Source organism: Paractinoplanes bogorensis (assembly GCF_018829635.1).
Lineage (GTDB): Bacteria > Actinomycetota > Actinomycetes > Mycobacteriales > Micromonosporaceae > Actinoplanes > Actinoplanes bogorensis.
This window is the reverse complement of record NZ_JAHKKG010000021.1, coordinates 1-23,688: the sequence shown is the minus strand read 5'-3', so window position 1 is coordinate 23,688 and position 23,688 is coordinate 1. Positions and strand designations below refer to the sequence as shown.

24 protein-coding genes are annotated in these 23,688 nt (G+C 70.9%); 13 read left to right on the top strand and 11 right to left on the bottom strand.

Features of this window, described 5'->3' with window-relative positions; translation table 11 throughout:
- Positions 1–2 precede the first annotated feature (2 nt).
- The gene (locus KOI35_RS44345) at positions 3–587 is read left to right on the top strand and encodes an AAA family ATPase (RefSeq protein WP_215795790.1); all 585 of its coding nucleotides are present in this window, start codon (positions 3–5) and stop codon (positions 585–587) included.
- Here the strand turns inward: KOI35_RS44345 and KOI35_RS44340 are convergent.
- On the bottom strand, positions 559–1,047 hold the full coding sequence (locus KOI35_RS44340) for a hypothetical protein (RefSeq protein WP_215795789.1): 489 nt from the start codon (positions 1,045–1,047) through the stop codon (positions 559–561). The two genes, KOI35_RS44345 and KOI35_RS44340, sit on opposite strands and share 29 nt — an antisense overlap.
- 625 nt (positions 1,048–1,672) lie before the next feature.
- Positions 1,673–2,134, bottom strand: coding sequence for an MFS transporter (locus KOI35_RS44335; RefSeq protein WP_308121435.1), 462 nt, complete (start codon positions 2,132–2,134; stop codon positions 1,673–1,675).
- A 1-nt stretch (position 2,135) separates the two neighbouring features.
- Between KOI35_RS44335 and KOI35_RS44330 the strand changes: the two genes are divergently transcribed.
- Entirely contained in the window at positions 2,136–2,444 is a 309-nt protein-coding gene (locus tag KOI35_RS44330; RefSeq protein WP_308121434.1) for a MarR family transcriptional regulator, read from the top strand.
- Between the two features lie 36 nt (positions 2,445–2,480).
- On the opposite strand, the gene KOI35_RS44325 is transcribed toward KOI35_RS44330, so the two are convergent.
- Positions 2,481–3,395 (bottom strand): helix-turn-helix transcriptional regulator, encoded by a 915-nt coding sequence (locus KOI35_RS44325; protein WP_215795786.1) that lies wholly within the window; start codon positions 3,393–3,395, stop codon positions 2,481–2,483.
- A gap of 54 nt (positions 3,396–3,449) precedes the next feature.
- Here KOI35_RS44325 and KOI35_RS44320 point away from each other — a divergent pair, with 54 nt between their 5' ends.
- On the top strand, positions 3,450–3,827 hold the full coding sequence (locus KOI35_RS44320; RefSeq protein WP_215795785.1) for a VOC family protein: 378 nt from the start codon (positions 3,450–3,452) through the stop codon (positions 3,825–3,827).
- Here the strand turns inward: KOI35_RS44320 and KOI35_RS44315 are convergent.
- The 4 genes from KOI35_RS44315 to KOI35_RS44300 all read right to left on the bottom strand — a co-directional run bounded on the left by KOI35_RS44315 (position 3,824) and on the right by KOI35_RS44300 (position 7,751).
- Positions 3,824–4,741: a threonine/serine dehydratase gene (locus KOI35_RS44315; RefSeq protein ID WP_215795784.1), complete on the bottom strand. Its 918-nt coding sequence runs from the start codon at positions 4,739–4,741 to the stop codon at positions 3,824–3,826. The two genes, KOI35_RS44320 and KOI35_RS44315, sit on opposite strands and share 4 nt — an antisense overlap.
- A 9-nt stretch (positions 4,742–4,750) precedes the next feature.
- Positions 4,751–5,809 (bottom strand): type I glyceraldehyde-3-phosphate dehydrogenase, encoded by a 1,059-nt coding sequence (locus KOI35_RS44310; RefSeq protein ID WP_215795783.1) that lies wholly within the window; start codon positions 5,807–5,809, stop codon positions 4,751–4,753.
- A gap of 327 nt (positions 5,810–6,136) precedes the next feature.
- A complete protein-coding gene (locus KOI35_RS44305) occupies positions 6,137–6,565 on the bottom strand; it encodes a MarR family winged helix-turn-helix transcriptional regulator (RefSeq protein ID WP_215795782.1) in 429 nt (142 codons plus the stop codon).
- Positions 6,555–7,751, bottom strand: a complete 1,197-nt coding sequence (locus KOI35_RS44300) for an MFS transporter (RefSeq protein WP_215795781.1) — start codon at positions 7,749–7,751, stop codon at positions 6,555–6,557. The genes KOI35_RS44305 and KOI35_RS44300 overlap by 11 nt, the downstream gene beginning before the upstream one ends.
- Positions 7,752–7,817: 66 nt before the next feature.
- On the opposite strand from KOI35_RS44300, the gene KOI35_RS44295 reads away from it, so the two are divergent.
- The 4 genes from KOI35_RS44295 to KOI35_RS44280 all read left to right on the top strand — a co-directional run bounded on the left by KOI35_RS44295 (position 7,818) and on the right by KOI35_RS44280 (position 11,164).
- Positions 7,818–8,708: a LysR family transcriptional regulator gene (locus KOI35_RS44295; RefSeq protein ID WP_308121433.1), complete on the top strand. Its 891-nt coding sequence runs from the start codon at positions 7,818–7,820 to the stop codon at positions 8,706–8,708.
- 69 nt (positions 8,709–8,777) lie between these two features.
- Entirely contained in the window at positions 8,778–9,908 is a 1,131-nt protein-coding gene (locus KOI35_RS44290) for an ABC transporter permease (protein ID WP_215795780.1), read from the top strand.
- A gap of 32 nt (positions 9,909–9,940) precedes the next feature.
- The gene (locus KOI35_RS44285) at positions 9,941–10,537 is read left to right on the top strand and encodes a GTP cyclohydrolase II (RefSeq protein WP_215795779.1); all 597 of its coding nucleotides are present in this window, start codon (positions 9,941–9,943) and stop codon (positions 10,535–10,537) included.
- A gap of 30 nt (positions 10,538–10,567) precedes the next feature.
- Positions 10,568–11,164 carry a M15 family metallopeptidase gene (locus tag KOI35_RS44280; RefSeq protein WP_215795778.1) on the top strand — a complete coding sequence of 199 codons (597 nt, stop codon included), beginning with the start codon at positions 10,568–10,570 and terminating at the stop codon, positions 11,162–11,164.
- 30 nt (positions 11,165–11,194) lie between these two features.
- Here KOI35_RS44280 and KOI35_RS44275 read toward each other — a convergent pair whose 3' ends face one another.
- On the bottom strand, positions 11,195–11,992 hold the full coding sequence (locus KOI35_RS44275) for a class I SAM-dependent methyltransferase (protein ID WP_215795777.1): 798 nt from the start codon (positions 11,990–11,992) through the stop codon (positions 11,195–11,197).
- Positions 11,993–12,104: 112 nt separating this feature from the next.
- Here KOI35_RS44275 and KOI35_RS44270 point away from each other — a divergent pair, with 112 nt between their 5' ends.
- From KOI35_RS44270 to KOI35_RS44260, 3 genes are all read left to right on the top strand, one after another.
- Positions 12,105–13,127 carry an aspartate-semialdehyde dehydrogenase gene (locus KOI35_RS44270; protein WP_215795776.1) on the top strand — a complete coding sequence of 341 codons (1,023 nt, stop codon included), beginning with the start codon at positions 12,105–12,107 and terminating at the stop codon, positions 13,125–13,127.
- Positions 13,128–14,283: 1,156 nt separating this feature from the next.
- On the top strand, positions 14,284–16,512 hold the full coding sequence (locus KOI35_RS44265; RefSeq protein WP_215795775.1) for a hypothetical protein: 2,229 nt from the start codon (positions 14,284–14,286) through the stop codon (positions 16,510–16,512).
- An 80-nt stretch (positions 16,513–16,592) separates the two neighbouring features.
- Positions 16,593–18,011: an RNB domain-containing ribonuclease gene (locus KOI35_RS44260; RefSeq protein WP_215795774.1), complete on the top strand. Its 1,419-nt coding sequence runs from the start codon at positions 16,593–16,595 to the stop codon at positions 18,009–18,011.
- Here KOI35_RS44260 and KOI35_RS44255 read toward each other — a convergent pair.
- On the bottom strand, positions 18,008–18,412 hold the full coding sequence (locus KOI35_RS44255) for a MarR family winged helix-turn-helix transcriptional regulator (protein ID WP_215795773.1): 405 nt from the start codon (positions 18,410–18,412) through the stop codon (positions 18,008–18,010). The two genes, KOI35_RS44260 and KOI35_RS44255, sit on opposite strands and share 4 nt — an antisense overlap.
- Positions 18,413–18,487: 75 nt before the next feature.
- Between KOI35_RS44255 and KOI35_RS44250 the strand changes: the two genes are divergently transcribed.
- A complete protein-coding gene (locus tag KOI35_RS44250; RefSeq protein WP_215795772.1) occupies positions 18,488–19,393 on the top strand; it encodes a zinc-binding alcohol dehydrogenase family protein in 906 nt (301 codons plus the stop codon).
- On the opposite strand, the gene KOI35_RS44245 is transcribed toward KOI35_RS44250, so the two are convergent.
- A complete protein-coding gene (locus KOI35_RS44245) occupies positions 19,390–20,514 on the bottom strand; it encodes a hypothetical protein (protein ID WP_215795771.1) in 1,125 nt (374 codons plus the stop codon). The two genes, KOI35_RS44250 and KOI35_RS44245, sit on opposite strands and share 4 nt — an antisense overlap.
- Positions 20,515–20,689: 175 nt before the next feature.
- Positions 20,690–21,520, bottom strand: a complete 831-nt coding sequence (gene panB, locus KOI35_RS44240) for a 3-methyl-2-oxobutanoate hydroxymethyltransferase (RefSeq protein WP_215795770.1) — start codon at positions 21,518–21,520, stop codon at positions 20,690–20,692.
- Positions 21,521–21,700: 180 nt separating this feature from the next.
- Here panB and KOI35_RS44235 point away from each other — a divergent pair, with 180 nt between their 5' ends.
- On the top strand, positions 21,701–23,053 hold the full coding sequence (locus KOI35_RS44235; protein ID WP_215795866.1) for a glutamine synthetase family protein: 1,353 nt from the start codon (positions 21,701–21,703) through the stop codon (positions 23,051–23,053).
- Positions 23,054–23,112: 59 nt separating this feature from the next.
- A complete protein-coding gene (locus KOI35_RS44230) occupies positions 23,113–23,538 on the top strand; it encodes a DUF350 domain-containing protein (protein WP_215795769.1) in 426 nt (141 codons plus the stop codon).
- Positions 23,539–23,688 lie beyond the last annotated feature (150 nt).

The following is a 23,688-nucleotide window of genomic DNA, read 5'->3' as shown; positions in this document are numbered from 1 at the left end:
CCATGACTCTGTTGTTCGTGATCGGGCCGCCCGCCGTGGGCAAGATGACGGTGGGCAATGCGATCGCGGCCCGCACCGGGTTCCGCGTGTTCCACAATCACCTGGCGATCGAGCCGGCTCTGCGGTTCTTCGAGTTCGGCACGCCACCATTTCAGCGGATCGTGGACGGCTTCCGCATGAGCGTGCTCGAGGAAGTGGCCGCCAGTGACCTTCCGGGTCTCGTGTTCACATTCGTGTGGGCCTTTGGCCATCCGGGTGACGCCGCGGTCGTGGATGCGTACGGGAAACCGTTTGAAAGGCGCGGCCGCCGGGTGCTCTACCTGGAGCTCGAGGCGTCGCAGCAGGCCCGCCTGGAACGCAACGTGGGCGAGGACCGGCTGGCCGAAAAGGCCTCCAAACGCGACCTCGCCGGTTCCCGGGCCCGGCTGATCCGCGACGACGAGACCTATCAGCTCAATTCGACGAACGAGTTCGAGGGGCGCGACGACCACCTGCGCGTGGACAATACGAATCGGTCGCCCGACGAGGTCGCCGAGCTGGCGATCCGCCATTTCGGGCTTACCCGAACGACTCCTCGGCAAAGCTGACCCCACCGCGTTCGGCCGAGGTCAAAACCTTCCGGTGTACGAGTTGTGGAGCGCGCCGCAGATATTGGCGGAACCCGGTCGCGCGCAGATGGAAGCCGAAGTTCTCGCCCTCGACGTGCCACGACGGGGACGGGTGGTCGTCGGTCGGGTCGAGGCGGTGGATGTCGGCGATCTCGAGCTGCTCGAACACCGGCCCGAACTCGCCGCACACCCCCCACGCGTTCTCGAACACGAGCGTGGCCGGCGCGATCCAGAAGGTGAGGTGCTGTTCCGGCGCGACCGGGTCGACCCACCGCACGATGTAGTCGAGGTCGATCATCAGCCGTACGGAAAGGAGCTCGTCGTGGCCGGCCAGGCTGATCCCGTGGATGCGGCAGTCGTGCCACGCCATGATCGGGTAGTCCGCGTCGGTCCAGGTCGCCTTGGTCGGGGTCGGCGGCGGGTGCACGGCTGCGGTCATCGGGAGAGTATCGGGCTCCGCTCTCGGCAAACCCGACATTTCGGCCGTGTCGCTTTAGTCCGAAATCCTGCTCGCGTTGCCGGCCGCCGTGCGTGGGGTTTCGGTCGCGACCCACGCGTGCGGAGAGTGGCTTGATCCCCGACCTGGAGACGACGCTGCGCGTGGACGGTGACATCGCCATCTTCGTGGTGACGACGAGCGACCCGGTCGCACCACGCCGCCCGGATCTTCGACGATCTGCTGGTCGAGCCGGTCACCGGTCCACTCGACTGGGTGGCTCGCTGGACCGGGCGGGCCTTCCACGGCGCACTCTTCGAATGGACGGCCGAGGCCACCGCGCCCGAGCCGATCGAGTCCGGGTCGTACGCCGGCGCCCACCTGGAGACGGTCAACTGGCGCGGTCACGAGGTGCGCGTGCCGCCGCTCGCCCTCCAGTTGACCATCGTGGAGCAGCGCGGCCTGACCGACCGGGCCGCAGTCATCCGCCGCGGTACCTCGGCGCGCGACAGACGGCGCGAGAGCGCGGCGGATAGACGGCGCAAGAGCGCGGCGGATCGGCGACGCGAGAGCGTGTCGGTCAGCGGCTGGGGCACTGCGGCGGATCGGCGACGCGAGAGCGCGGCGGTCAGCGGCTGGACAGGGCGGGCGTCGGCGGCCGTGCCGCGAACTCGCCGCCGGGCAGCCGCGTCGCCGTCAGGTAGACCAGCAGCGCCCCGGCGGTGACCGCCGCCGCCACCCACAGCGGTGACGTGTAGCCGAGGCCGGCGTCGATGGTCAGCCCACCGAGCGCGGCGCCCAGGCTGTTACCCAGGTTGAAGGCGCCGATGTTGGCCCCGGAAGCCAGGGTCGGAGCCTGCTCGGCCTGGCTCAGCACGCGCATCTGCAGGGCGGGCACGGTGCCGAACCCGATGCCGCCCATCAGGAGCAGGCCGGCGACGGCGGCGATCTGATTGCTCGCGGTCAGGGCGAACAGGGCGAGCACCGCGGTGAGCGCGGTCAGCGTGACGATCAGGGTGCGGGGGAGGTTCCGGTCGGCGGCCCAGCCGCCGGCGATGTTGCCCGCGAACAGGTCCGTCGTCGAATTCACCGTGCTCGACGCGCTGAGCCGCCAGGGCGAGCACCGCATGCGCATGCAGCAGCTCGCCCGCGCCGCCGCGCTCTCCAGCAGCGCGACCACACGCCTGGTGACCCGGTTGGAAAATCGGGGCCTGCTCGGCCGGTTCCTCTGCGTCGACGACCGGCGTGGCATCTACACCGAGCTCACCGCGGCGGGCCTGGCGCTGCTCACCGAGGCCCGCCCGATCCACGACCGGGTGCTGGCCGAATCGCTGGCCCGGGCCGAGCAGCTCCCCGAGCTGGAGGGCCTGGCCGCGACGCTGCAGGAGCAGCCGGCCTGACAAACGCCGCGACGCAGCCGGAGCAGCCGGCCTGGACTAAGCGGCGTAAGCGGCGATCTGCTCGGCCCACTCGCGGGTCAGGGTGCGCAGCTCGGCCGGCTTCTCGATGACGAACGGGACGCCCAGCCCGGCCAGCATCGGGGGCAACCAGTCGAGACGTTCGGCGCGCATGCGTACGGTCGACCAGCCGTCGGCGTCGGGCGGGGCGACGGCGGCCACCGATCGGGGCAGGCGAGCGGTCCCACCGCGTACGCGGAAAACGACCTCGTGCCGCCACGGCGCGGAGGCCAAGCCGGTCAGGACCGTGGCCGTCGGATCGAAATCGGACGGCACCTCGAACGTGCCGGTGGTGGGGCGCACCCAGGCGATGCGATCGAGGCGGAAGGTGCGCACCTCACCCGAGGCCGAGTCGGCGCCGGTCACATACCAGCGGCCGTGATGGGCGACGATGCCGTACGGGTGGAGGGTGCGCTCGCTGCGTCGGTCGTCGCGGGACGTGTAACTGATCAAGACGGGTTGCCGATCGCGGGCGGCGGTGGCCAGCCGCAGCAGGGTGGTGGCCTCGGCCGGACCGGGCGCGGACAGGTCGGCCGTCTCGAAGAGCGCGTCGAGACGAGCCCCCAACCCGCGCGGGAGAACCCGCCGCACCTTGGCCGCGGCGCTGTCGGCGGCCTGGGCCGACCGGCCCGTGTGCAGCCCGAGGAGGATCGCCAGCGCCTCATCGTCGGTCAGCATCAGCGGGGGCAGGCGGAAGCCGGGGGCCAGCCGGTAGCCGCCGTATCGCCCGCGCACCGACTCGATCGGGATCTCGAGGTCGAGCAGATGATCGGCGTAACGGCGTACGGTCCGCTCGTCCACGCCGAGGCGTACCGACAAATCACCCGCCGTGTGGGTGCCGCCGCCCTGCAGGATCTCGAGCAGGGCGAGCACCCTCGCGGTCGGCCGGCTCATGAGGGTCAGAATACCGGGCGGAACCTGTCCGGTATCCGGCCTAGCGTCGGGGGCATGAATCTCGCATCCGTACGCATCATCACCGCCGACGTCGACCGTCTGGCCGCCTTCTACGAGCTGGTCACCGGCCTGACCGCCAAGCGCGCCACCCCGGTCTTCGCCGAGATCGTCACGCCGGGCGCGACCCTGGCGATCGGCGGCACGGCCACGGTCGCGCTGTTCGGCGCGGGAGTCGCCGAGGCGGCGGCCAACCGGACCGCGATCGTCGAGTTCCAGGTCGACGACGTGGACGCCGAGTTCGCCCGTCTGCGCGACCACCTGGACGATCTCGTGCAGGAGCCGACCACGATGCCGTGGGGCAACCGCTCGCTGCTGTTCCGCGATCCCGACGGCACCCTGGTCAACCTGTTCACCTACGGCCGTACGGACTAGGCCAGGTCGGACGGGTCGGTGTTGGCGCCGCAGAGCAGCACGACGACCCGCTCGCCGTCGGCCGGCGCGTAGGCCCCGGAGGTCAGCGCGGCGTACGCGGCCGCCGTCCCGTGCTCGACCGCCAGCCGGTAGTCGTCCCACAGGCGGCGCCGCGCGTCGACGATCGCCTTGTCGTCGACCAGCACCGACGGCGTCTCGGCGGCCACGGCCAGGTCGTACGCGATCCGGCCGGCCTGCCGGGCGCCGAGCGAGTCGGCCGCCACCCCGGACACCGGCACGTCGACCGGGCCGCCCGCCTCCAGGGCCGAGTGCAGGGCGGACGCCGTGACCGGCTCGACCGCCACGACCCGGACGAACGGGTGCAGGGCGGCGATCACCCCGGCGATCAGCCCGCCACCGCCCACCGCGACCAGCACGGTGTCGAAGCCGTCGGGGATCTGCTCGAGCAGTTCCAGCCCGAGGGTCCCGTTGCCGGCCACCATGGCCGGGTCGTCGTACGCGTGGCAGAACAGCGCGCCGGTCGACGAGGCGTGCACCACCGCGGCCGCGTAGGCCTCGGCGTACTCGTTGCCGACCTGGACCACCCGGGCACCCAGCTTGCCGAGCTTGGCCACCTTGACCGCGGGCGCGGTCACCGGCACGAAGACCTCGGCCGGCACGCCCAGTTCGCGCGCCGCATAGGCCGCGGCCAGCCCGGCGTTCCCGCCCGAGGCGGCGACGATGCCGGCCGAGGGGATCGACGCGGCGGCGAGGATCTGGTTGACCATGCCGCGGGTCTTGAACGAACCGGCGTGCTGGGTGTGTTCGAGCTTGAACCAGACTCCGTCGTCGGCCCGCATCACCGGGGTGCGGCGGACGCGTCCGGCGATGCGGGAGGCCGCCGCCCGTACGTCGTCGATCTGAACCGATGTCACCCGGAAACCTTAGGCGATGCTCCAGGACACCTGTCGCGATGTCACGGGAGTGCGCTCACCTACGAGCCGGGCGATGTCGAGTAATCGGTTGGAGAAGCCCCACTCGTTGTCGAACCAGCCGCGCACCTTGACCCCGCCGTCGGCCGTGGTCTGGGTGCCGGACGGGTCGAACAGGCAGGACGCCGGGTTGTTCTTCACGTCGATCGACACCGTGGGGTCGGGGTCGTAGGCCAGCACCCGCCGCAGCGGCCCGGCCGCGGCCTCGGCCATGGCCCGGTTGACCTCCTCGACGCTGACCGGCCGGTTCGTCTGCCCGGAGAGTTCGGCCAGCGAGCCGATCGGCGTCGGCACGCAGTAGTAGCTGTAGCGCATCTCGCCGATCTCGGGCAGCGCCACCCGCACCAGGTCACCGACCACGTAGTTGTGCGGGATGATGCTCTCGGCGGTGGCCCGGCCCAGGCGCGGGTCGTCGCGCGAGGTGCCGCTGAACGTGTCCTGCGGCTTCTGCCAGCCCTGGGTGGCCAGCACGACCGAGGTGTTCACGGCCCGCAGCCCGAACCGGTCGAGCAGCACCTTGGCCATCACGGTCAGCGCGTTCACGCCGCACGAACCGGGGGAGACCACGTCGTGGTTCGCCGGGTCGTACGTGTGGTGGTTGGCGCCGTACATCAGGAAGGCGTCCGGGTCGTCGGCCGAGGCGCTGATCACGACCTTGCGGGCACCGCCGTGGGTGATGTGGGTGCGGGCCGTCGAGCCGGCCCGGAACCGCCCGGTGGCCTCGATGACGACGTCGACCCCGGCGTCGGCCCAGGGAATGCGTTCCGGGCGTTCATGGTGGAACGTGCGGATCGCATGGTCATTCACGACAAGGTGGTCGGCGCGGGCCGTGACGGTGCCCGGAAATGAACCACGAATGCTGTCCCGGCGCAGCCCGTAGGCCATTTTCTCGGTCGAGGCAAGGTCGTTTACCGCGGCAATGGTTATTCCCGGATCATGCGACGCCGCGACTATCCGTGCGAGACTTCGGCCGATCCGCCCGAATCCGTTGATGCCGATCGTGACACTCATGGGAAGGCTCTCCTCGGCCGATGAAGATCGTGCTGGCACTCGTAACGCCGGGACGGATACCCCGTGTTACAGCCTCGACACTATGAGTCGTGCAACTTGCACGTCAACGCACGGCGTGTCACACCATATCCATGATCCACACCGGACGCGGGTATGCATCAGGGGCGTCCGGCCCATCGACCTGCCGTTCCTTGCCAATAGCCGATCGGGTCGTCTGCGCCTTTCGGATGAGCGTTGCGCATTTCGGCCAGTCGATGTTCCGGTGGAACAATTTCAGCTACCGGGAATTTCCGCCCCCGGTCACTTCCCACCGTATTCCGGAATCGATCAGTCGGTGGCCGCAATCACCCGAGTGAGTGCCGCGTGCAACGACTCCAACTCCTCGATAGGCATGCCCAATCGGGCCACGATCGCGGGCGGGATCTTCTCGGCCTCGGCCCGCAGCGCCCGACCGGAGGCGGTCAGGGTCACGGCCAGGCTGCGCTCGTCGGCCGGGTCGCGCTGCCGGTCCACGTAGCCGATCGCCTCGAGCCGCTTCAGCAGCGGTGACAGGGTGCCCGGGTCGAGCCGGAGGCGGTCGCTGAGCTCGCGCACCGAGAGCGGAGCCTGCTGCCAGAGCGCGAGCATCACCAGGTATTGCGGGTGGGTCAGGCCCATCGGCTCGAGCAGCGGGCGGTAGAGCCCGACCACGCTGCGCGAGGCCACCGACAGGGCGAAGCACACCTGGCGCTCCAGTTCGAGGGGGTCATCGGCCACGCCGCCAGCTTAGGGTGGCCGTGCCGGAGAGCAGCGCCAGCAACAGGCCGGCGAACCAGAGCATCGAGGTGGTCGAGGCCACGTAGCGGCCGGCCAGCCCGAGGCCGAGCACCGGCACGACCAGCCCGGAGTAGGCGATCAGGAACAGTCCGGCCAGGCTCTCGCCGCGGCGGGCGGCCGGTGCGCCGCCCGCGACCGTGCTCACGGCCGACTTGAACAGGATGCCCGCTCCGGCTCCGGCGATCATCCCGCCGGCCAGGAAACCGGCGAGCGACGTGGTGGCCATGCCGAGGGCGAGCACGACCAGGCCGGTGGCCTGGGTGATCAGCCCGGTCGTGAACCGGCGGCTCAGCGCCTGACCGGCCGCGCCCGCGCCGAACACGACGAACACGACGACGCCGGCCAGCAGGCGGCTCGGGTGGTGCAGGGCGCCGGCCACGAACCCGGGCGCGAGCGAGGTGAACAGCCCGAACACGGCGAACGCGGCGAACGACGAGAGCGCGGCGACGACCACCGCCCCACGATCACCGGCGATGCGCACGCCCTGCGGCCGGTACTTCGGCCGGGCGGCGGGCGTGTCCACCGTCTCGGGCGCGGCGGCGACGGCGATCACGCTCAGGGCCAGCAGAACCAGGAAGACCACGTACGGCGTACGGAGGGGAGCGGTCACGAACTGCGCGAGCGCCCCGGCGACCAGGGTGCCGGCGCCGAGCCCGCCCAGGTTGGCGGCCGACGACACCACCTCGAAGCGGGTCCCGGCCGCCCCCGGACGGTGCGCCTTGTGCAGCTCGAGCAGATAGGCGGTGGCCGTCGCGGTCAGCATCCCGACGCCCAGGCCGGTGAGGAACCGGGCGGCGATCAGGCCGGGCAACGCGGTCCAGGTGAGGAAGACCACGCCGGCGAGGATCTCCAGACCGAGTGCGGCGTAGAGCACCCGACGGCGCCCGGTCCAGTCCGAGATGTGCCCGGCGAGCAGCAGGCTGGTGATCACGCCGACCGCGTAGACCGCGAAGACGACCGTGACGACGAACGCGGAGAAGCCGTCCGCGCGCTGGTAGAGCGGGTAGAGCGGGGTCGGCACGGTGGAGAAGGCGAGCGCCACCAGGTAGACGGCGGCGATCAGCCAGAAGCCCCGGCCGTGGCGGGTGGAGCCGGCGCGCGGCCGCTCCAGGACAGCAGTGGTCATGCCCCGAGACTGCTTCGCGCGAGCATCATCGCCAACGATGATTTCTGCTAGCTACGATCACGAATCGTGCTGGAACTACGTCACTTCGAGTACTTCGTCGCCGTCGCCGAGGAGCGCAGCTTCACCCGCGCCGCGACCCGTCTGCACGTCGTCCAGTCCGGCGTCTCGGCGGTGATCAAATCGCTCGAGCACGAACTCGGCGCCCGGCTGCTCGACCGCACCAGCAAGCGGGTCGAGCTGACCGACGCGGGCGAGGCGCTGCTGCCCCGGGCGCGGGCCGCGATCGACGCCGTACGAGCGGCCCGCGACGCCGTCGACGAGGTGCGCGGCGGCCTGCGGGGCACGGTCCGGATAGGCACCATGACCTCGGTCCCGCTGGTCGACGTGCCGGCCCTGCTGGGCGCCTTCCACCGCGTGCACCCGCAGGTGACGCTGCGCCTGATCGCCTCGCCGCGCGGCTCCGACGGGCTGCTCGACGGTCTCGCCGACGGCACCCTCGACGTGGCGATCGTGTCGGTGCCGGGCCGCCCGCCCGCGGACATCCGGATCCGGCCGATCGAGTCGCGGCGGCTCGACCTCGTGCTGCCGGTCGGTCACCGCCTGGCCGCGGCGCCCGAGGTGCGGATCGCCGACCTGGCCGGCGAGGCGTTCGTCGACTTCCCGCTCGGCTACGGCAACCGCACGGTCGTCGACCGGGCCTTCGCCGGGGCCGGGGTGCAGCGGCAGGTGGCGATCGAGGTGACCGACATCGGTAACGGGGCCAACTTCGTACGGGAAGGCCTGGGGGTGGCGATTCTGCCGTTGTTCGTGGTGCCGGACGACCGCACCGGGCTGGTGCTGAAGACCGTGACCGGAGCCGACCTGGACTGGCCGATCGGAGTCGCCGTCTCGGCGCTGCGGCGGCCCAGTGCGGCGGCCCGGGCCCTGCTGAGCCTGCTCGACGAGAAGGTCGGTTAGCCCGAAACGGTCTCATGATTGCCTTTCGTCCGTAAAACTTTCACATATCGGGCCGAAAGGGGGAGCGGCGTGGCTGAGCAACAACCGGCCGAGTCGGTGCTGCAGTTCCGGCGGTTCGCGCTGGCGGTCTGCCTGATCGGCGTCCTCGTCCAGCTCGGGCTGACGGCGTACTACCTCGGCATGGGGCACAAGGCCCAGCCGCACCACGTGCCGGTCGGCCTGGTGTCGCCGGCGGCCGACCGGGCCGAGGTGGCCGGGCTGCTCACCGAGCGGGGCTATTTCAAGGTCACCGACTACGCCACGGCCGACGACCTCGAGGTCGCGATCAAGCGCCGGGACGTCTACGGCGGGGTCGACATCACCGGCACGCGCCCGCATCTCTACGTCGCCTCGGCCGCCGGACCGGCCGCCGCCTCGCTGCTGCGCACCACCTTCACCAGCGTGGTGCAGCAGCAGGCCGCCGCCCAGCTGGCCGCCCTGGCCAAGGAGGGCGACCGGATGACCGTCTCCGAGGCCCAGCAGCTGAACTCGCCCCCACCGATCACCGACGTCGTGCCGCTGCCCGACGACGACGTCAACGGCGTCTCGCTCGGCTTCCTCACCCAGGCCCTCGCCCTCGGTGGCACGATCGCCTCGCTGGGACTGGGCCGCCTGATCCCCCGTACGCGTCGATCGTGGCGCCGGGGCGTCGCGCACGTGAGCATCCTGGCCGTCTACGCCGTCGGCTCGGCCGCCGCGGTGCTGTGGTCGATGGGCTGGTTCGGCGTGGGCATCACCGCCGACCGCACCGACATGCTCGGCATCTTCTCGCTGATCTCGCTGGCCATCACCGCGTCCACGGCCGGTGCGGTGGCCCTCTTCGGCCCGGCCGGCGCGCTGATCGGCGCCATGTACTTCACTCTCGGCACGGTGATCTCGGGGGCCAGCATCCTGCCCGAGTTCCTGCCCCCGTTCGGCCGCTACTTCGGGGCCAACCTGCCCACCGGCGCCGGCGTGCAGGCCGTCCGCGACAACCTGTACTTCCCGGCCGCCGAGATCCGGGGCCACCTGATCGTGCTCGCCCTCTACGCCGGCATCGGCAGCCTGGTCGTGCTGATCACCAACATGCTGCCCAACCGCCGGAACCAGACCTCCGAGGTCGACCTCGACCTGGAGCACCGGCTCGAAGGTTCGGAACGACGCGAACCGGTAAAACTCTGATCGACGGCACCCGTCCTGCCGATCACGGGAACATGCCCGTACGCACCCGAGTCACCGTGCCGCTGCAGTTCGCCGACGGCTTCGCGACGTCCGCCGAGATGATCACCTTCGACGGCCTGTCCGACGGCAAGGAGCACCTCGCGCTCCGGCTCGGCACGCCCGGCGAGTTCCCGCTGGTGCGCCTGCACTCGGAGTGCCTGACCGGCGAGGTGTTCGGCTCGCAACGCTGCGACTGCGGCGCCCAGCTGCGCGAATCCGTCGAGCGGATCGGCGCGACCGGCGGCTACCTGCTCTATCTGCGGCAGGAGGGGCGCGGGATCGGGCTCTACAACAAGCTCGACACGTACACGCTGCAGGACGCCGGCCTCGACACCTACCAGGCCAACCGGGCCCTCGGCCACGGCGACGACCAGCGTTCCTACACCGTCGCGGCGCAGATGCTGGGCGATCTCGGGGCCACCACGATCGACCTGCTGACCAACAATCCCGACAAAGTATCTCAACTGCGGAAAAACCAGATTTCCGTACGCGAGGTGGTGCCGACCGCCGTGCACGCGTCTCCGGCCAACCGGCGCTACCTCGAGGCCAAGGTGGCGCACACGGGCCACACAATCGCGCTGCCTGTCTAAGGTTTCCGCACGGGTGCCGAACAGGAGTCCGTGGGGATCGAGGGAATCCATTCGCGGATCGCGGACATCCAGAGCCGCATGATCGCGCTGCAGACGCAACAGGCCGGCCGGAACGTGCAGGCCCAGTCGACGAAGTCGGCGTCTTCCGCCGAGGGCGGGTCGTTCGCCAGTGCCCTGGAGAGCGCGGTCGCCCAGACCAGCAACAAGACCTACACGCTGAACAGCAAGGGCGTCCCGACCGAACTGGCCGCTTACGGCAACGGGAAGATCCCGGCCAACGCGCTCGAACGGGTCGGCGACACCCGGCACAAACTCTGGGCGCCGGCCGCCGATTCGCTCAACAGCATGATCAAGGACGCCAAGGCCCAGGGCGTCGACATCGGCATCACCGACTCGTACCGCCCGTACGAGGAACAGGTTGATCTCGCCCGCCGCAAGGGTCTCTACTCCCAGGGCGGGCTGGCGGCCAAGCCCGGCACCAGCGAGCACGGCTGGGGCATGGCCACCGACCTCGACCTGAACCCGAAGGCGCTGTCCTGGATGCGGGACAACGCCGAGAAGTACGGCTTCATCAACAACGTGCCGCGGGAGAACTGGCACTGGGCGTACCGGCCGCCGACCGCCTGACGTTCTTACGCTCTCGCGATGATCTCGCCTTTACGCTCTCGCGACGATCTCGCCGTGCAGCAGTGACATCCAGCCGTCGGCGTTGTCGGCCCACGCGCGCCACGCGGCCGAGATGCGCTCGAGGTCGTCGCGGGTCGCGGCGCCGGTGCGCTCGGCGGTCGCCGCCATGTCCGACTTCAGGATGCGGTCGGCCCACATGCCGCCCCACCACGCGCGATCGGCCGGGGTCGCGAAACACCACGTGCTCGACGTCGCCGTCACCTCGGTCAGGCCGGCCGCGTGGGCCCAGGCCAGCAGATGCCGCGCCGCGTCGGGCTCGCCGCCGTTGCCCCGCGCCACCTTCTCGTAGAGGGCGAGCCACTCGTCCAGCTCGGGCAACCGGGGATACCAGGCGAAGGCCGCATAGTCGCTGTCCCGTACGGCGATCAGCCCGCCCGGTTTGGTGACCCGCCGCATCTCGCGCAGTGCCGCCACCGGATCGCCGAGATGCTGCAGCACCTGGTGCGCGTGCACCACGTCGAACGTGTCGTCGGCGAAGTCGAGCCGGTGCACGTCGCCGACCGCGAAGTCGACGTTGGTCAGACCGCGCCGGGTGATCTCGGCCCGGGCCAGGTCGAGCGCGCCCTCGGTGACCTCCAGCGCGGTAACTCTCGCCGGGGTGACCAGGCTCGCGAAATCCGCGGTGATGGTGCCGGGGCCGCAACCGACGTCGAGCACCGTGACGCCGGAGGAAAGGTGGGGCAGAACGTATGCCGCCGAATTCTCTGCGGTGCGCCACCGGTGGGAGCGCAAGACCGATTCGTGATGACCGTGGGTGTACGTCGCCATGCTTTGCAACGTACGCCCGCCGTCCTCATATGTGGGACAATAATCTCGCTATGTGATACACGGTCGGGTAACTGATTTCTCCGTACGCAGTTCAGGCCGTACTTTTGTGCGCATGAGGATCGGCATTGTGGGCGCGACGGGACAGGTGGGCAGCGTCATGCGGCGCATCCTGGCCGAGCGCGAATTCCCGTTGGGTGAGCTCCGTCTGTTCGCGTCCGCTCGCAGCGCGGGCCGCACGCTTCCGTGGGGAAGCGGCGAGGTGACGGTCGAAGACGCGTCGACCGCCGACTACCGCGGTCTCGACATCGTGCTGTTCTCGGCCGGCAAGGGCAGCTCCAAAGAGCTCGCCCCGCGGGTGGCCGAAGCCGGCGCCGTGGTCATCGACAACTCGTCCGCCTGGCGCATGGACCCCGAGGTTCCGCTGGTGGTGAGCGAGGTCAACCCGGACGCGATCCACAACCGGCCCAAGGGCATCATCGCCAACCCCAACTGCACCACGATGGCCGCCATGCCGGTGCTGCGCCCGCTGCACGACGAGGCCGGGCTGGTCGCGATGGTCGCCACCACCTATCAGGCCGTCTCCGGGGCCGGGCTGGCCGGCGTGAGCGAACTCGACGAGCAGGTGAAGAAGGTCAGCGACCGCGCCACCGAACTCACCCACGACGGGTCGGCCGTCGAGTTCCCGGCGCCGCGCTCGTTCGCCAAGCCGATCGCCTTCAACGTGCTGCCGCTGGCCGGCTCGATCGTGGACGACGGCCGCGACGAGACCGACGAGGAGCAGAAGCTCCGCAACGAGAGCCGCAAGATTCTCGACATCCCCGGGCTGCTCGTCTCGGGCACCTGCGTGCGCGTCCCGGTCTTCACCGGCCACTCGCTGCAGATCAACGCCCGCTTCGCCCGGCCGCTGAGCCCGGCCCGGGTGCGCGAGCTGCTCGACGGTGCCCCCGGCGTGGTGCTGACCGACGTGCCGACCCCGCTCGAGGCGGCCGGTCAAGACCCGTCCTACGTGGGCCGCATCCGCGCCGACGAGACGGTCGAGAACGGCATCGCCCTCTTCGTGTCGAACGACAATCTGCGCAAGGGTGCCGCCCTCAATGCGGTGCAGGTGGCCGAATTGGTGGCCGCCTCGCTGTAGCGCGCGCGTCGCGCGTTCTAGCTCATTCACCGCCCCGGCCACCCGGCCGGGGCGGTTTTTGTTGTGCTCGCCTCACCCTCCAATGTGGAAATCTAGGACTTTTTGCCCGAATCGGTGGCGGATGTTCGGTTTGAGGGACATAGTGATTGCATGAGCGACAGTGGGCCCGGCGGAGGCTACTTCTGGTGCCTTCGCCACCATCGGGTCGAGAGCGGAGACGACGTCTGTCCTGCTCAATATCGACTAGGCCCGTTCCCCACGGCCGACGAAGCTTCGCGTGCCCTCGAGACGGTCGAGAAGCGCAATGCCGAGTGGGATGCCGAGGACGCTCGTTGGACCGGGGAGGCCGGCTGACCGCCGGCGCCCGCCGCCCGAGTCCACGCTGAACCGCTGACCACCTGAATCACTGATCGCTGCTCGTTTACCGATCGCCGCAGTCTCCGCGCGGAGACGGGCCCGCAGCCATTCGCGCAGTCATTCGCAAGGAGGAACACCCCAGATGGCCGCTGCCAAAAAGGCCCCCAGTCTTGCCACTAGAGCGGACAAAAACCGCATTTCCCGTACGCCGGCGCGTGAGCCCGCTGCTCGTTCCGCCGCCGCGCGATCGGGGACGGTGGCCGCTCGGGGTGCGACCCCCAAGACCGTGACCGCTTCGGCTCGGGCCGCTGCTTCCGCTAAGCCGGCCGCCGCTTCCGCCGCGAAGTCCGTCGCTGCGAAGTCGGTCGCTGCGACGAAGACCGCTGCGAAGACGGTCGTTGCGAAGTCGGTCGCTTCGAAGTCCGTCACCAAGCCCGCCGCCGCGACCAAGACCACCGCGGGCCGGGCGGGTACCGCCAAGACGGCGACGACGGCTGCGGGCCGCGCCGCCGTTGCCAAGCCGGCTGCGGGCCGGGCCGGGTCGGGCGCGAGTGCCGTGAAGACGGCGGCTGCCAAGACGACGATCACCGCTGCGGGCCGGGCGAGTGTGGCCAAGGCCGGCGCTTCCACGACGGCTGCGGGGCGCGTGGGTAAGGCCGGTGTGGCTACGGCGGCTGCGGGTCGCGCGGGGGTGGCCAAGACGGCTGCGGGGCGCGCGGGGATTGGTAAGACCGGTGCCGCTACGGCGGCTGCGGGGACGGCTAAGAAGACTCCCGCTTCTGCGGGCCGGGCCGGATCGGTGAAGGCTGGTGCCGCTGAGGCGGGCACGGCCAGGACGACTGCGATCAAGGCGGGCGCGGCCAAGGTCGGCGCGGTCAAGGTGACTGCGATCAAGGCGGGTCCGGCCAGGACGGGTGTGGCCAAGGGTGCTGGGAAGGCTGTTGCTCCCCGGCAGCGGACCGGTAAGTCGGTGGCGGCCCAGGCCGGATCTCCGAAGGTGCTGGCGGCGAAGGTCGGTGGGGGACGGGCGGGTGTTCGCCGGACTTCGGCGGCGGTCAGCACGTCGCCGGCCATGACCACGGCGACCATCGACCCGGCGGCGGGGAGCGCGACGTCGTCGGCGGCGTCGGCGAAGGGGAAGCGGCCCACGGCCGCGAAGTCGAAGACCACGGCGTCTCGCGGGAACGCGGGCGCGGCGGGCAAGAGTGCGGGAACTGCAACCGGGGTGGCCAAGGTTGCGGCCGGCCGCGTCGGTGCCACCAAGACGGCGGCTACCAAGGCTGGGGCGATGACGACAGCGAGCAAGACGGCGACCAAGGCGGGCGCCGCTAAGAAGACAGCGACCAAGGCGACGGCCGCCAAGGCGACGGCCGCCAAGGCGACGGCCGCCAAGGCGACCGCGACCAAGGCGACCGCCGCGAAGGCGACCGCGGCCAAGGCGACCGCGACGAAGGCGGCGACTAGGGCGACGGCCGCCAAGGCGACTGCGGCCAAGTCCAGTGCGGCTAAGAGCGCGGCGACCAAGGCGACGGCCGCCAAGGCGACCGCCACCAAGTCCACGGCGTCCAAGAGCGCGGCGACCAAGGCGACCGCCACCAAGGCGACCGCCACCAAGGCGACGGCGACCAAGGCTGCGGCGGCGAAGAAGACCGCGGTCAAGGCGACCGGGGCCAGGGGCACGGCGGCCAAGGCGGCGCGTCCGGCCAAGGCGGGCGGGACTGGTCCGGCCAGCCGGACCGCGGCCAAGAAGGCGCCGGCCGGTCGCGCGGCTACCAAGGCGACGCCGGCCAAGAGCGCGGCCGGTAGCAAGGCGGCCACCGCCGGCGGTGCGGCCGCCCGCAAGGCGGCCACGGCGGCGAAGGCGGCGACGGCCGGTGGCGCGGCGGCTCGTAAGGCGGCGGCCGCGGCGAACAAGGCGGCGGCCACGACGAGCCGGTCGGGGTACAACCGCAGCGCGACCGCTTCGGCCAACCGGGCGGCGGCCTCGTCGGCCAAGGCGGGCGAGAACCGTAGCGCCACCGCGACGGCGAACCGGACCGCGGCCAAGGCGACCGGGGTCAAGGCGACCGCGGCGGCCAAGAAGGCGACGGCCAAGGCCGCGCAGACCACGCCGGCCAAGAAGGCGGCGGCCAGGTCGTCGGCGGTGCGGAAGACGGCCGCTTCGAACACGGCGGCGGCCAAGAAGGCGACCGCGACCAAGCGGACGGCCGCGGCGGCCAAGTCGACGGCGGCGCGGAAGACGACCGCGACGAAGGTGACCGCGACCAAGTCCACGGCGGCCAAGAAGACGACCGCGACCAAGGCGACGGCGACGGCGGCCAAGAAGACGGCGGCCAAGAAGACGACGGCGGTCAAGGCGACCGCGAGCAAGGCGACCGCCGCCAAGAAGGCGCCCGTGAAGAAGGTCGCCGCCAAGAAGGCCCCGGCCAAGGCGACCGCGGCCAAGAAGGCGACGGCCACCAAGGCGACCGCGGCCAAGAAGGCGACGGCCACCAAGGCGACGGCCACTAAGGCGACGGCCGCCAAGAAGGCGCCGGCAAAGAAGGCGGCGACCAAGGCGGCCCCGGCCAGGACCACGGCCCGGAAGGCGGCCCCCGCCCGGAGTGCGGCCACCAAGGCGACCGGGACGGCGGCTCGGAAGACCACGACGCCGCGCGCTCTCGGCCGTACGGCGGTGGAAGGGGTTGCCCCCAAGGCCACGACCGGCGCGGGCAGCCGGTCGGCGGTGGCCAAGGTGGCCGGGCTCAGCCCGGTCGTGTCGCGCGGCGGCAACAAGCCCGCGGCCACCCCGACGGCCAAGCGCAGCACCGCGAACGAGTCGGCCGCCACCCGCGCCCGGGCCACGCGATCGGCGAACGCGCCGCGGGCCGGCGCCACGGCCAAGAACTCGGCCACCAACCGGGCCCGGGTCGCCAAGGCGGCCAACGCGGCCGCCGCCCGTCAGGCCGCGCTCGGGAACACCCCGGCCGCCGACATGATGGACGCGTCGACCACGACCGCTCGGAAGGCGGCCGCGCGGCGGCGCTGAGCACGATCACTCGATCGAAGGGCCGCGTCCGGTGGGCGCGGCCCTTCGGCGTACGGGGAAATCGCTGGTAGTAATGACCCGTGCCGATCAGACGGGTGTGGGCGCCGCGCATCGACTTCGACGCTCTGCGGCGGGAACTGAAGCTGCCGGAGGAGTTTCCGGCCGACGCTCTGGCCGAGGCGGAACAGGCGGCGGCGGGTGCTCCGCCTGAGGGCGCCGATCGCACCGATGTGCCGTTCGTGACGATCGACCCGGCCACGTCCAAAGACCTCGACCAGGCCATGCACCTGAGCCGGCTCCCGGACGGCGGCTATCGGGTGCTCTACGCCATCGCTGACGTCGCTTCCTACGTACGGCCGGGTGGCGCTCTCGAAACCGAGACGTGGGCGCGCGGTCAGACGATCTATCTGCCCGACGGACGGATCCCGCTGCACCCGCCCGTGCTCAGCGAAGACGCGGTCAGCCTGTTCCCCGACGTCGACCGGTCGGCCGTGGTGTGGACGATCGAGCTCGACGCCGAGGGTGAGATCACGTCGGTCGCGCTGGAGCGGGCGCGGGTCCGCAGCCGGGCCAAGCTCAGCTACGAGGCCGTGCAGCAGCAGGTCGACGCGGGCACGGTGCCCGAGCCGCTGGCGCTGCTGCCCGAGCTGGGGACGCTGCTGGCCAAGCGCGCGTCCGATCGCGGCGCGGTCAACCTGCCGCTGCCCGAGCAGGAGGTCGAACAGCATGACGGTGGCTGGCGGCTGGTGCTGCGGGCGCCGCTGGCGATCGAGGAGCACAACGCTCAGATCTCACTGCTCACCGGCATGGCCGCGGCCCAGCTGATGCTTCGCGGCGGGGTGGGACTGCTGCGCACGATGCCGCCGCCGAAGCCCGAGGCGGTCGCCAAGCTGCAGGGTGCCGCGAAGTCGCTGGGCGTGTTGTGGCCGTCCGGCGCCCAGGTCGGCGAGGTGGTGGCCTCGGTCGACCCGGCCAGCCCGCGGGGTGCGGCGTTCCTCGATCAGGCGGCCGACCTGTTGCGGGGTGCGGCGTACACGCCGTTCGACGGGACGCCGCCCGAGATCACCGGGCACGGCGGGGTCGGAGCGCCGTACGCGCACGTCACCGCCCCGCTGCGCCGGCTGGCCGACCGGTATGCGACCGAGGTCTGCCTGGCGCTGGCGGCCGGCACCCCGGTTCCCGAGTGGGCCCGGGCGGCGCTGCCCCGGCTGCCCAAGGCGATGTCCGACTCCGACCGGCTGGCCGGCTCGGCCAACCGCGGGGCGATCGACCTGGCCGAGGCCGTGCTGCTGCAGGATCGGGTCGGCGAAGTGTTCGAGGCGGGCGTGATCGACGTGGACGACGCGTCGAAGAACCGGGGGCCGGGCGGCACGGTGGCGATCGACGAGCCGGCCGTACGGGCCCGCTGCTCGGGGGCGTTGTCACTGGGCGTACGGATCCAGGCCCGTCTCGTCTCGGCCGACCCCGCCACCCGGAAGGTGCAGTTCGAGCAGGACTAGCTCACGATTCGGCCGGCCAGCTCGGCCAGCGTGCGGCGCTCGGCCGGGGAGAGGCCGGCCGTGAACTCGGCGATCCGCTCGGCGAAGACGCCGGCCACCTCGGTCGCCAGGGCCAGGCCGTCGGCGGTGATCGACACCCGGGTCACGCGCCGGTCGGTCTCGCCCGCCGTGCGGGTCACCAGGCCGCGCCGCTGAGCCCGGTCGACCAGTCCGCTGATGGACGACTTGTCGAGGCCGAGATGACGGCCCAGCTCCTGCATCGTCGGCTCGTGGTCGCGCAGCACGCCCAGCAGCCGGGTCTGGATCAGCGACAGGTCGTGCCGCCCGGCCAGCTCGGCCAGTGTGTTCTGCACCAGGAACGAGAGCCGGGCCAGGTTGTCGACGAGGTTGGTGTCCGTCACAGGGGGATCCTATCCGAGAAGGTTCGTGGTACAAACTAATTAGTACGTGCCACAAACCAATCCGGGGAGGATGTCATGAAGATCCACGCCGCGGTCGTGAGCTCGTTCGACCGGCCGCCCGCCTACGAGCCGTACGAGCTGCCGGTCGCCGACGGTTTCCAGGTCGCCGACGTGCTGGCTGTGGGCCTGCACCCGCGGGTCCGGACCGGAGCGTCGGGACAGCACTACACGAGCACGGGGGAGCTTCCGATGATCCCCGGCGTGGACGGCGTCGGGCGACTCGAGGACGGCCGGACCGTCTACTTCGTGGCCGACGACGACGTGCCCGGCCCGATGGCGACGCGCACGCTGGTCGACCCTCGTCGCAGCATCGAACTGCCGCCCGGCGCCGACGTCGTGCGGATCGCCGCCGCCATGAACCCGGCCATGTCGTCGTGGGTCGCCCTGCGTCGCCGGGTGCCGTTGCAACCCGGCCAGTCGGTACTGGTGCTGGGCGCCGCCGGCAACGCGGGTGCGATGGCCATGCAGGTCGCGTCGCTGCTCGGCGCAGGTCAGGTCGTCGGGGCGGCCCGTCGCGCGGCGGGGGAGGTCGTGGCCTTGTCCGATGTGGCTTCCGTGGCGGCCGAGGTCGATGTGGTGCTCGACTACCTGTGGGGTGCGCCCGCGTCCGAGGCGATGATGGCCATCTTGAAGGCGCGCGCCGACCGCAGCCGCGAACTGAACTGGATCCAGATCGGCTCGGTGGCCGGCCCGACGATCGAACTGCCGTCGGTGGCGTTGCGCTCGGCCAACTTCCGCCTGCAGGGCAACGGCCAGGGCGCGGTCTCGGCGCGGGCCTACCTGGCCGAGCTCCCGTCCCTGATCGACGAGATCACCGCGGGCCGGCTGTCGCTGCGCACCCGCACGGCCCCGCTGACCGACGTCGAGCGGGCCTGGTCGGCCCCGGAGGAGCCCGGCGTACGCACAGTGCTCGTGCCCTAGACACGCTCGTGGCCCATCGTCACCGGGTCGGGGCCGCCCACCGCAGACGAGACCAGGTCGGCCAGTCTCCAGGTCGCCTGGTCCCGGTTCTCGGAGGCCGTCCAGGCCAGGAAGTTGACGAGGTCGACCCAGTCGCTGCCCTTGAGCGTGACCGGCGCCGTGCCGTCCTTGATCGCGGCCCCGATCGCGGCCTTGCCGGCGGCGTTGCCCTCGGTGACGTTGTATGCGGCCAGCACCTGCTTCCACTCGGCCGCGGTCAGCGTGGCCGAGTAGGTGCGGTTGTCGTCGAGACCCAGGTCGTCCGGGGTCTTCTCGGGAATCGTGAACTCGCACCACGGCGACCAGCCGGCCGCCCCGATGGTCGGCGGCGTGCCCCGGACCCGCCATCGGTAGGACTCGCCGTGCTCCAGGTCGCCGTGCCGGAAGAACTCCAGCGTGGCCTTCAGCGGGTCGAGGGTGTCGCCCGGTAGTAGCTGGTCCTCGGCGGTGCGGCCGTAGACGCCGGTGATCTGGAACGTCGATTTGATGTACCGCAGCCCCGGCACCGGCGTGAACGACGCGGACAGGGTCGGGCGCACGGTGTCGAGGACGGGGCGTTCGGAGCCGGCCACGCAGATCCGGCCGTCGGTGTTCATCCCGACCGGAAGGGCGGCGCCGGCGTAGCGGGGGTCGTTCGGGTCGGCCGACGGCTCGTCGTAGACGCGGTCCCAGCCGGCCGTCTCGTAGCCGCAGATCATGCCGTCGGTCGCGTTGAGGTTCACAGCGAGGGTGAGCTGGCAGTCGGCCAGCGACATCGGCGGTCTCGACGGGAGGCCGCCGCCGGACTCCGACGGGTAGGGGATCGCGGCGACGGCTGCGGTCGGGGTGGCGTTGCGGTTCGAGGGCCGGGTCACGATCACGGTGAGGATCGCCAGCACGACGACGATGCCGGCCCCGATCGCCATCTTGACGAGCGACCGGGACGGGTCGGCTCCTCGGACGGGGCCGCCCGCGGGCGGACTGACAGAAGCCGGCTCGGCGCCGGCGGGCCTGGCGCGGCGGCGGGCGGCGATGCTGCCACCCAGCGCGATCGCGGCTGCGGCGGCCAGGAGCAGCCAGCCCGTACGGCGTGACAGAGTCACACAGGTCCGTTCGGCGCGCCGGCAACGGACCTGAGCGGGGTTTTCGGGCGCAACCACTCACGCACGTCGCCGTGACGCGCCCCGCGTTCTGGACGCGCCAGCGGCCAGCGGGGCACGGCGCGGTCCCCGCGGGAGCGACGGTCTGTACGCCCCACCCCGCGGGGACATCAAGATCTTAAAAAGTGTGCTCCGACGACGGGAATTCGCCGCCGCGAACTTCGGCTGCGAACTGCTGCGTCGCCGCCGACAGCATTCCCGCCATATCGGCGTATTGCTTGACGAAGCGCGGCGTCCGGCCGGTGCGCAGGCCGGCCATGTCCTGCCAGACCAGCACCTGCGCGTCGGTGTCGGGGCCGGCGCCGATGCCCACCGTGGGGATCTCGAGCTCCTTGGTGATCGTCTTGGCGACGTCGCCCGGCACCATCTCGAGCACCACCGCGAACGCCCCGGCGTCGGCGACCGCGCGGGCGTCCGACACGACCTGGGCGCCCTCGTTCTCGCGGCCCTGCACCCGGTAACCGCCGATGGTGTGCTCGCTCTGCGGCGTGAAGCCGACGTGACCCATGACCGGGATGCCCGCGCCGACCAGCGCCTCGATCTGGGCGGCGACGCGACGGCCGCCCTCGAGCTTGACGGCGTGGGCGCCGCCCTCCTTCATGAACCGGACGGCCGTGCGCAGCGCCTGCGTCGGGCCTTCCTCATAGCTGCCGAACGGCAGGTCGGCCACGATCAGCGCGGTCTTGGTGGCGCGGACCACGGCCCGGACCAGCGGGATCAGCTCGTCGACGGTGATCGGCAGGGTGGTCTCGTGGCCGAACACGTTGTTGGCCGCCGAGTCGCCGACCAGCAGCACGGGCACGCCGTTCTGGTCGAAGATCGAGGCCGTGTACTGGTCGTAGGAGGTCAGCATCGGCCAGCGGTCGCCGCGGCTCTTGGCGGCGATCAGGTCACGCGTGCGTACCCGTCGGGTGGGCGGGCCACCGTACAGGGTCGGGATGTCCGACATCGTGCTTCTCCTTCCCTCGAGGCCGCGCGGTTGCGGTCCCCGGGTCTGGATCCGATAGTCGCACCCGGGCATCGGCCGCGGTCAGGGGTCAGTGGAGGTTTTCACACCCTGCCAGCGTAATGTCGGCGTAACTGGATCGGGCCAGACTGGCTAGTCAGGGCATAGATACGAGGGGTGACCGTGGACCGACAGCAGGAGTTCGTGCTTCGTACTCTGGAGGAGCGCGACATCCGTTTTGTCCGGCTCTGGTTCACCGATGTGCTCGGCACCCTGAAGAGCGTGTCGGTCGCCCCGGCCGAGCTGGAGTCCGCCTTCGAAGAGGGCATGGGCATCGACGGCTCGGCCATCGAGGGCTTCGCCCGGGTCTACGAGTCCGACATGGTCGCCATGCCCGACCCGACCACGTTCCAGGTCTTCCCGTTCGAGGGCGGCGCCAGCGGCGAGAGCGCGCGGATGTTCTGCGACATCCTGCTCCCCGACGGCAGCGCCGCGTGGGCCGACCCGCGGCACGTGCTGCGCCGCATGCTGGCCAAGGCGGCCGAGAAGGGCTTCACCTTCTACACCCACCCCGAGGTCGAGTTCTTCCTGATCCAGGACGGCCCGCTCGACGGCTCGGTGCCGGTCCCGGTCGACACCGGCGGCTACTTCGACCACACCACCCACTCGGTGGCCCGCGACTTCCGCCGTCAGGCCGTCCTCGCGCTCGAGCGGATCGGCATCTCGGTCGAGTTCAGCCACCACGAGGTCGCGCCCGGCCAGCAAGAGATCGACCTGCGCTACGCCGACGCGCTGACCACGGCCGACAACATCATGACCTTCCGTCACGTGGTCAAAGAGGTGGCGCTGTCCCAGGGCGTGCGGGCGACCTTCATGCCCAAGCCCTACACCGACCAGCCGGGCAGTGGCATGCACACGCACCTGTCGCTGTTCGAGGGCGAGCGCAACGCGTTCTACGACGGCGACGACCCGCAGAAGCTGTCCAAGACGGCCCGCGCGTTCATCGCCGGCCTGCTCGTGCACGCGCGGGAATACACCGCGGTGACGAACCAGTACGTGAACTCGTACAAGCGGCTCTTCCCGCTGCAGCTGCCCAACACGATCACCGAGTCGCCCGCGTTCGTCAGCTGGGGTCACCTCAACCGGTCGGCCCTGGTGCGGGTGCCCGCGTTCGGCAAGTCGAACTCGGCCCGCGTCGAGGTCCGCTCGATCGACTCGGCCACCAACCCCTACCTGGCGTTCGCCGTCATGCTCGGGGCCGGCCTCAAGGGCATCGAGGAGGGCTACGAGCTGCCGCCCGGCGCCGAGGACGACGTATGGTCGCTGTCGCCGGCCGAGCGCAAGGCCGCCGGCTACGAGGCGCTGCCGGAAAATCTGGCCGAGGCGATCGACGTGATGAGCAAGTCCGAGCTGATCGCCGAGGTGCTCGGCGAGCACGTTTTCGACTTCTTCCTCCGGAACAAGACGGCAGAATGGGAAGAATATCGGCGCGAGGTGACGCCCTACGAGCGGCAGCGTTACCTGGGCGCGCTGTAACTACGTAGATCCAGTCTTGTACGGTCTCTCCTTGACGTCGCGCTGACCAGGGAGAGGCCGTGCTTCAAGATCTGCTCGAGGGTGCTGGACGCAGCATCGTGTTCGGACTCGTCGGCATCGGGCTGATGGCGGTGGGCTACGTGCTCATCGACCTGCTCACGCCGGGCAAGCTGCGCGACCTGATCTTCGTGGAGCGCAACCCCAACGCGTCGCTGCTGCTCGCGGCGAACCAGCTGGGCATCGCCGCGATCGTCTTCACCGCGATCTTCACGTCCTACGACTCGTTCGGCCAGGGCCTGGCGTCGACGGTGATCTTCGGGATCATCGGCATCGCCATCATGGGCGCGGCGTTTTTGGTGCTCGACTGGATGACTCCCGGCAAGCTCGGCGAGGTCATCTGCACGCCCGAGCGCCACGGCGGTGCCCTGGTGAGTGCGGCTTCGCACTTCGGCGCCGCGCTGATCGTCTGCGCCTGCATTTCTTAGATGTCCCAGCGGGGCGGTGGGTACAGACCGTCGCTCCCGGCACCCCTCTGTCAAGGGTTTGTGGTGGGTGGTGTTTTAGGCTGGTGGTTGGCGGGTTCGGGTTGTGACTTTTCCGAAGTGCTGGTCCTGGGGTTTGGGTCGGCCGCGCTG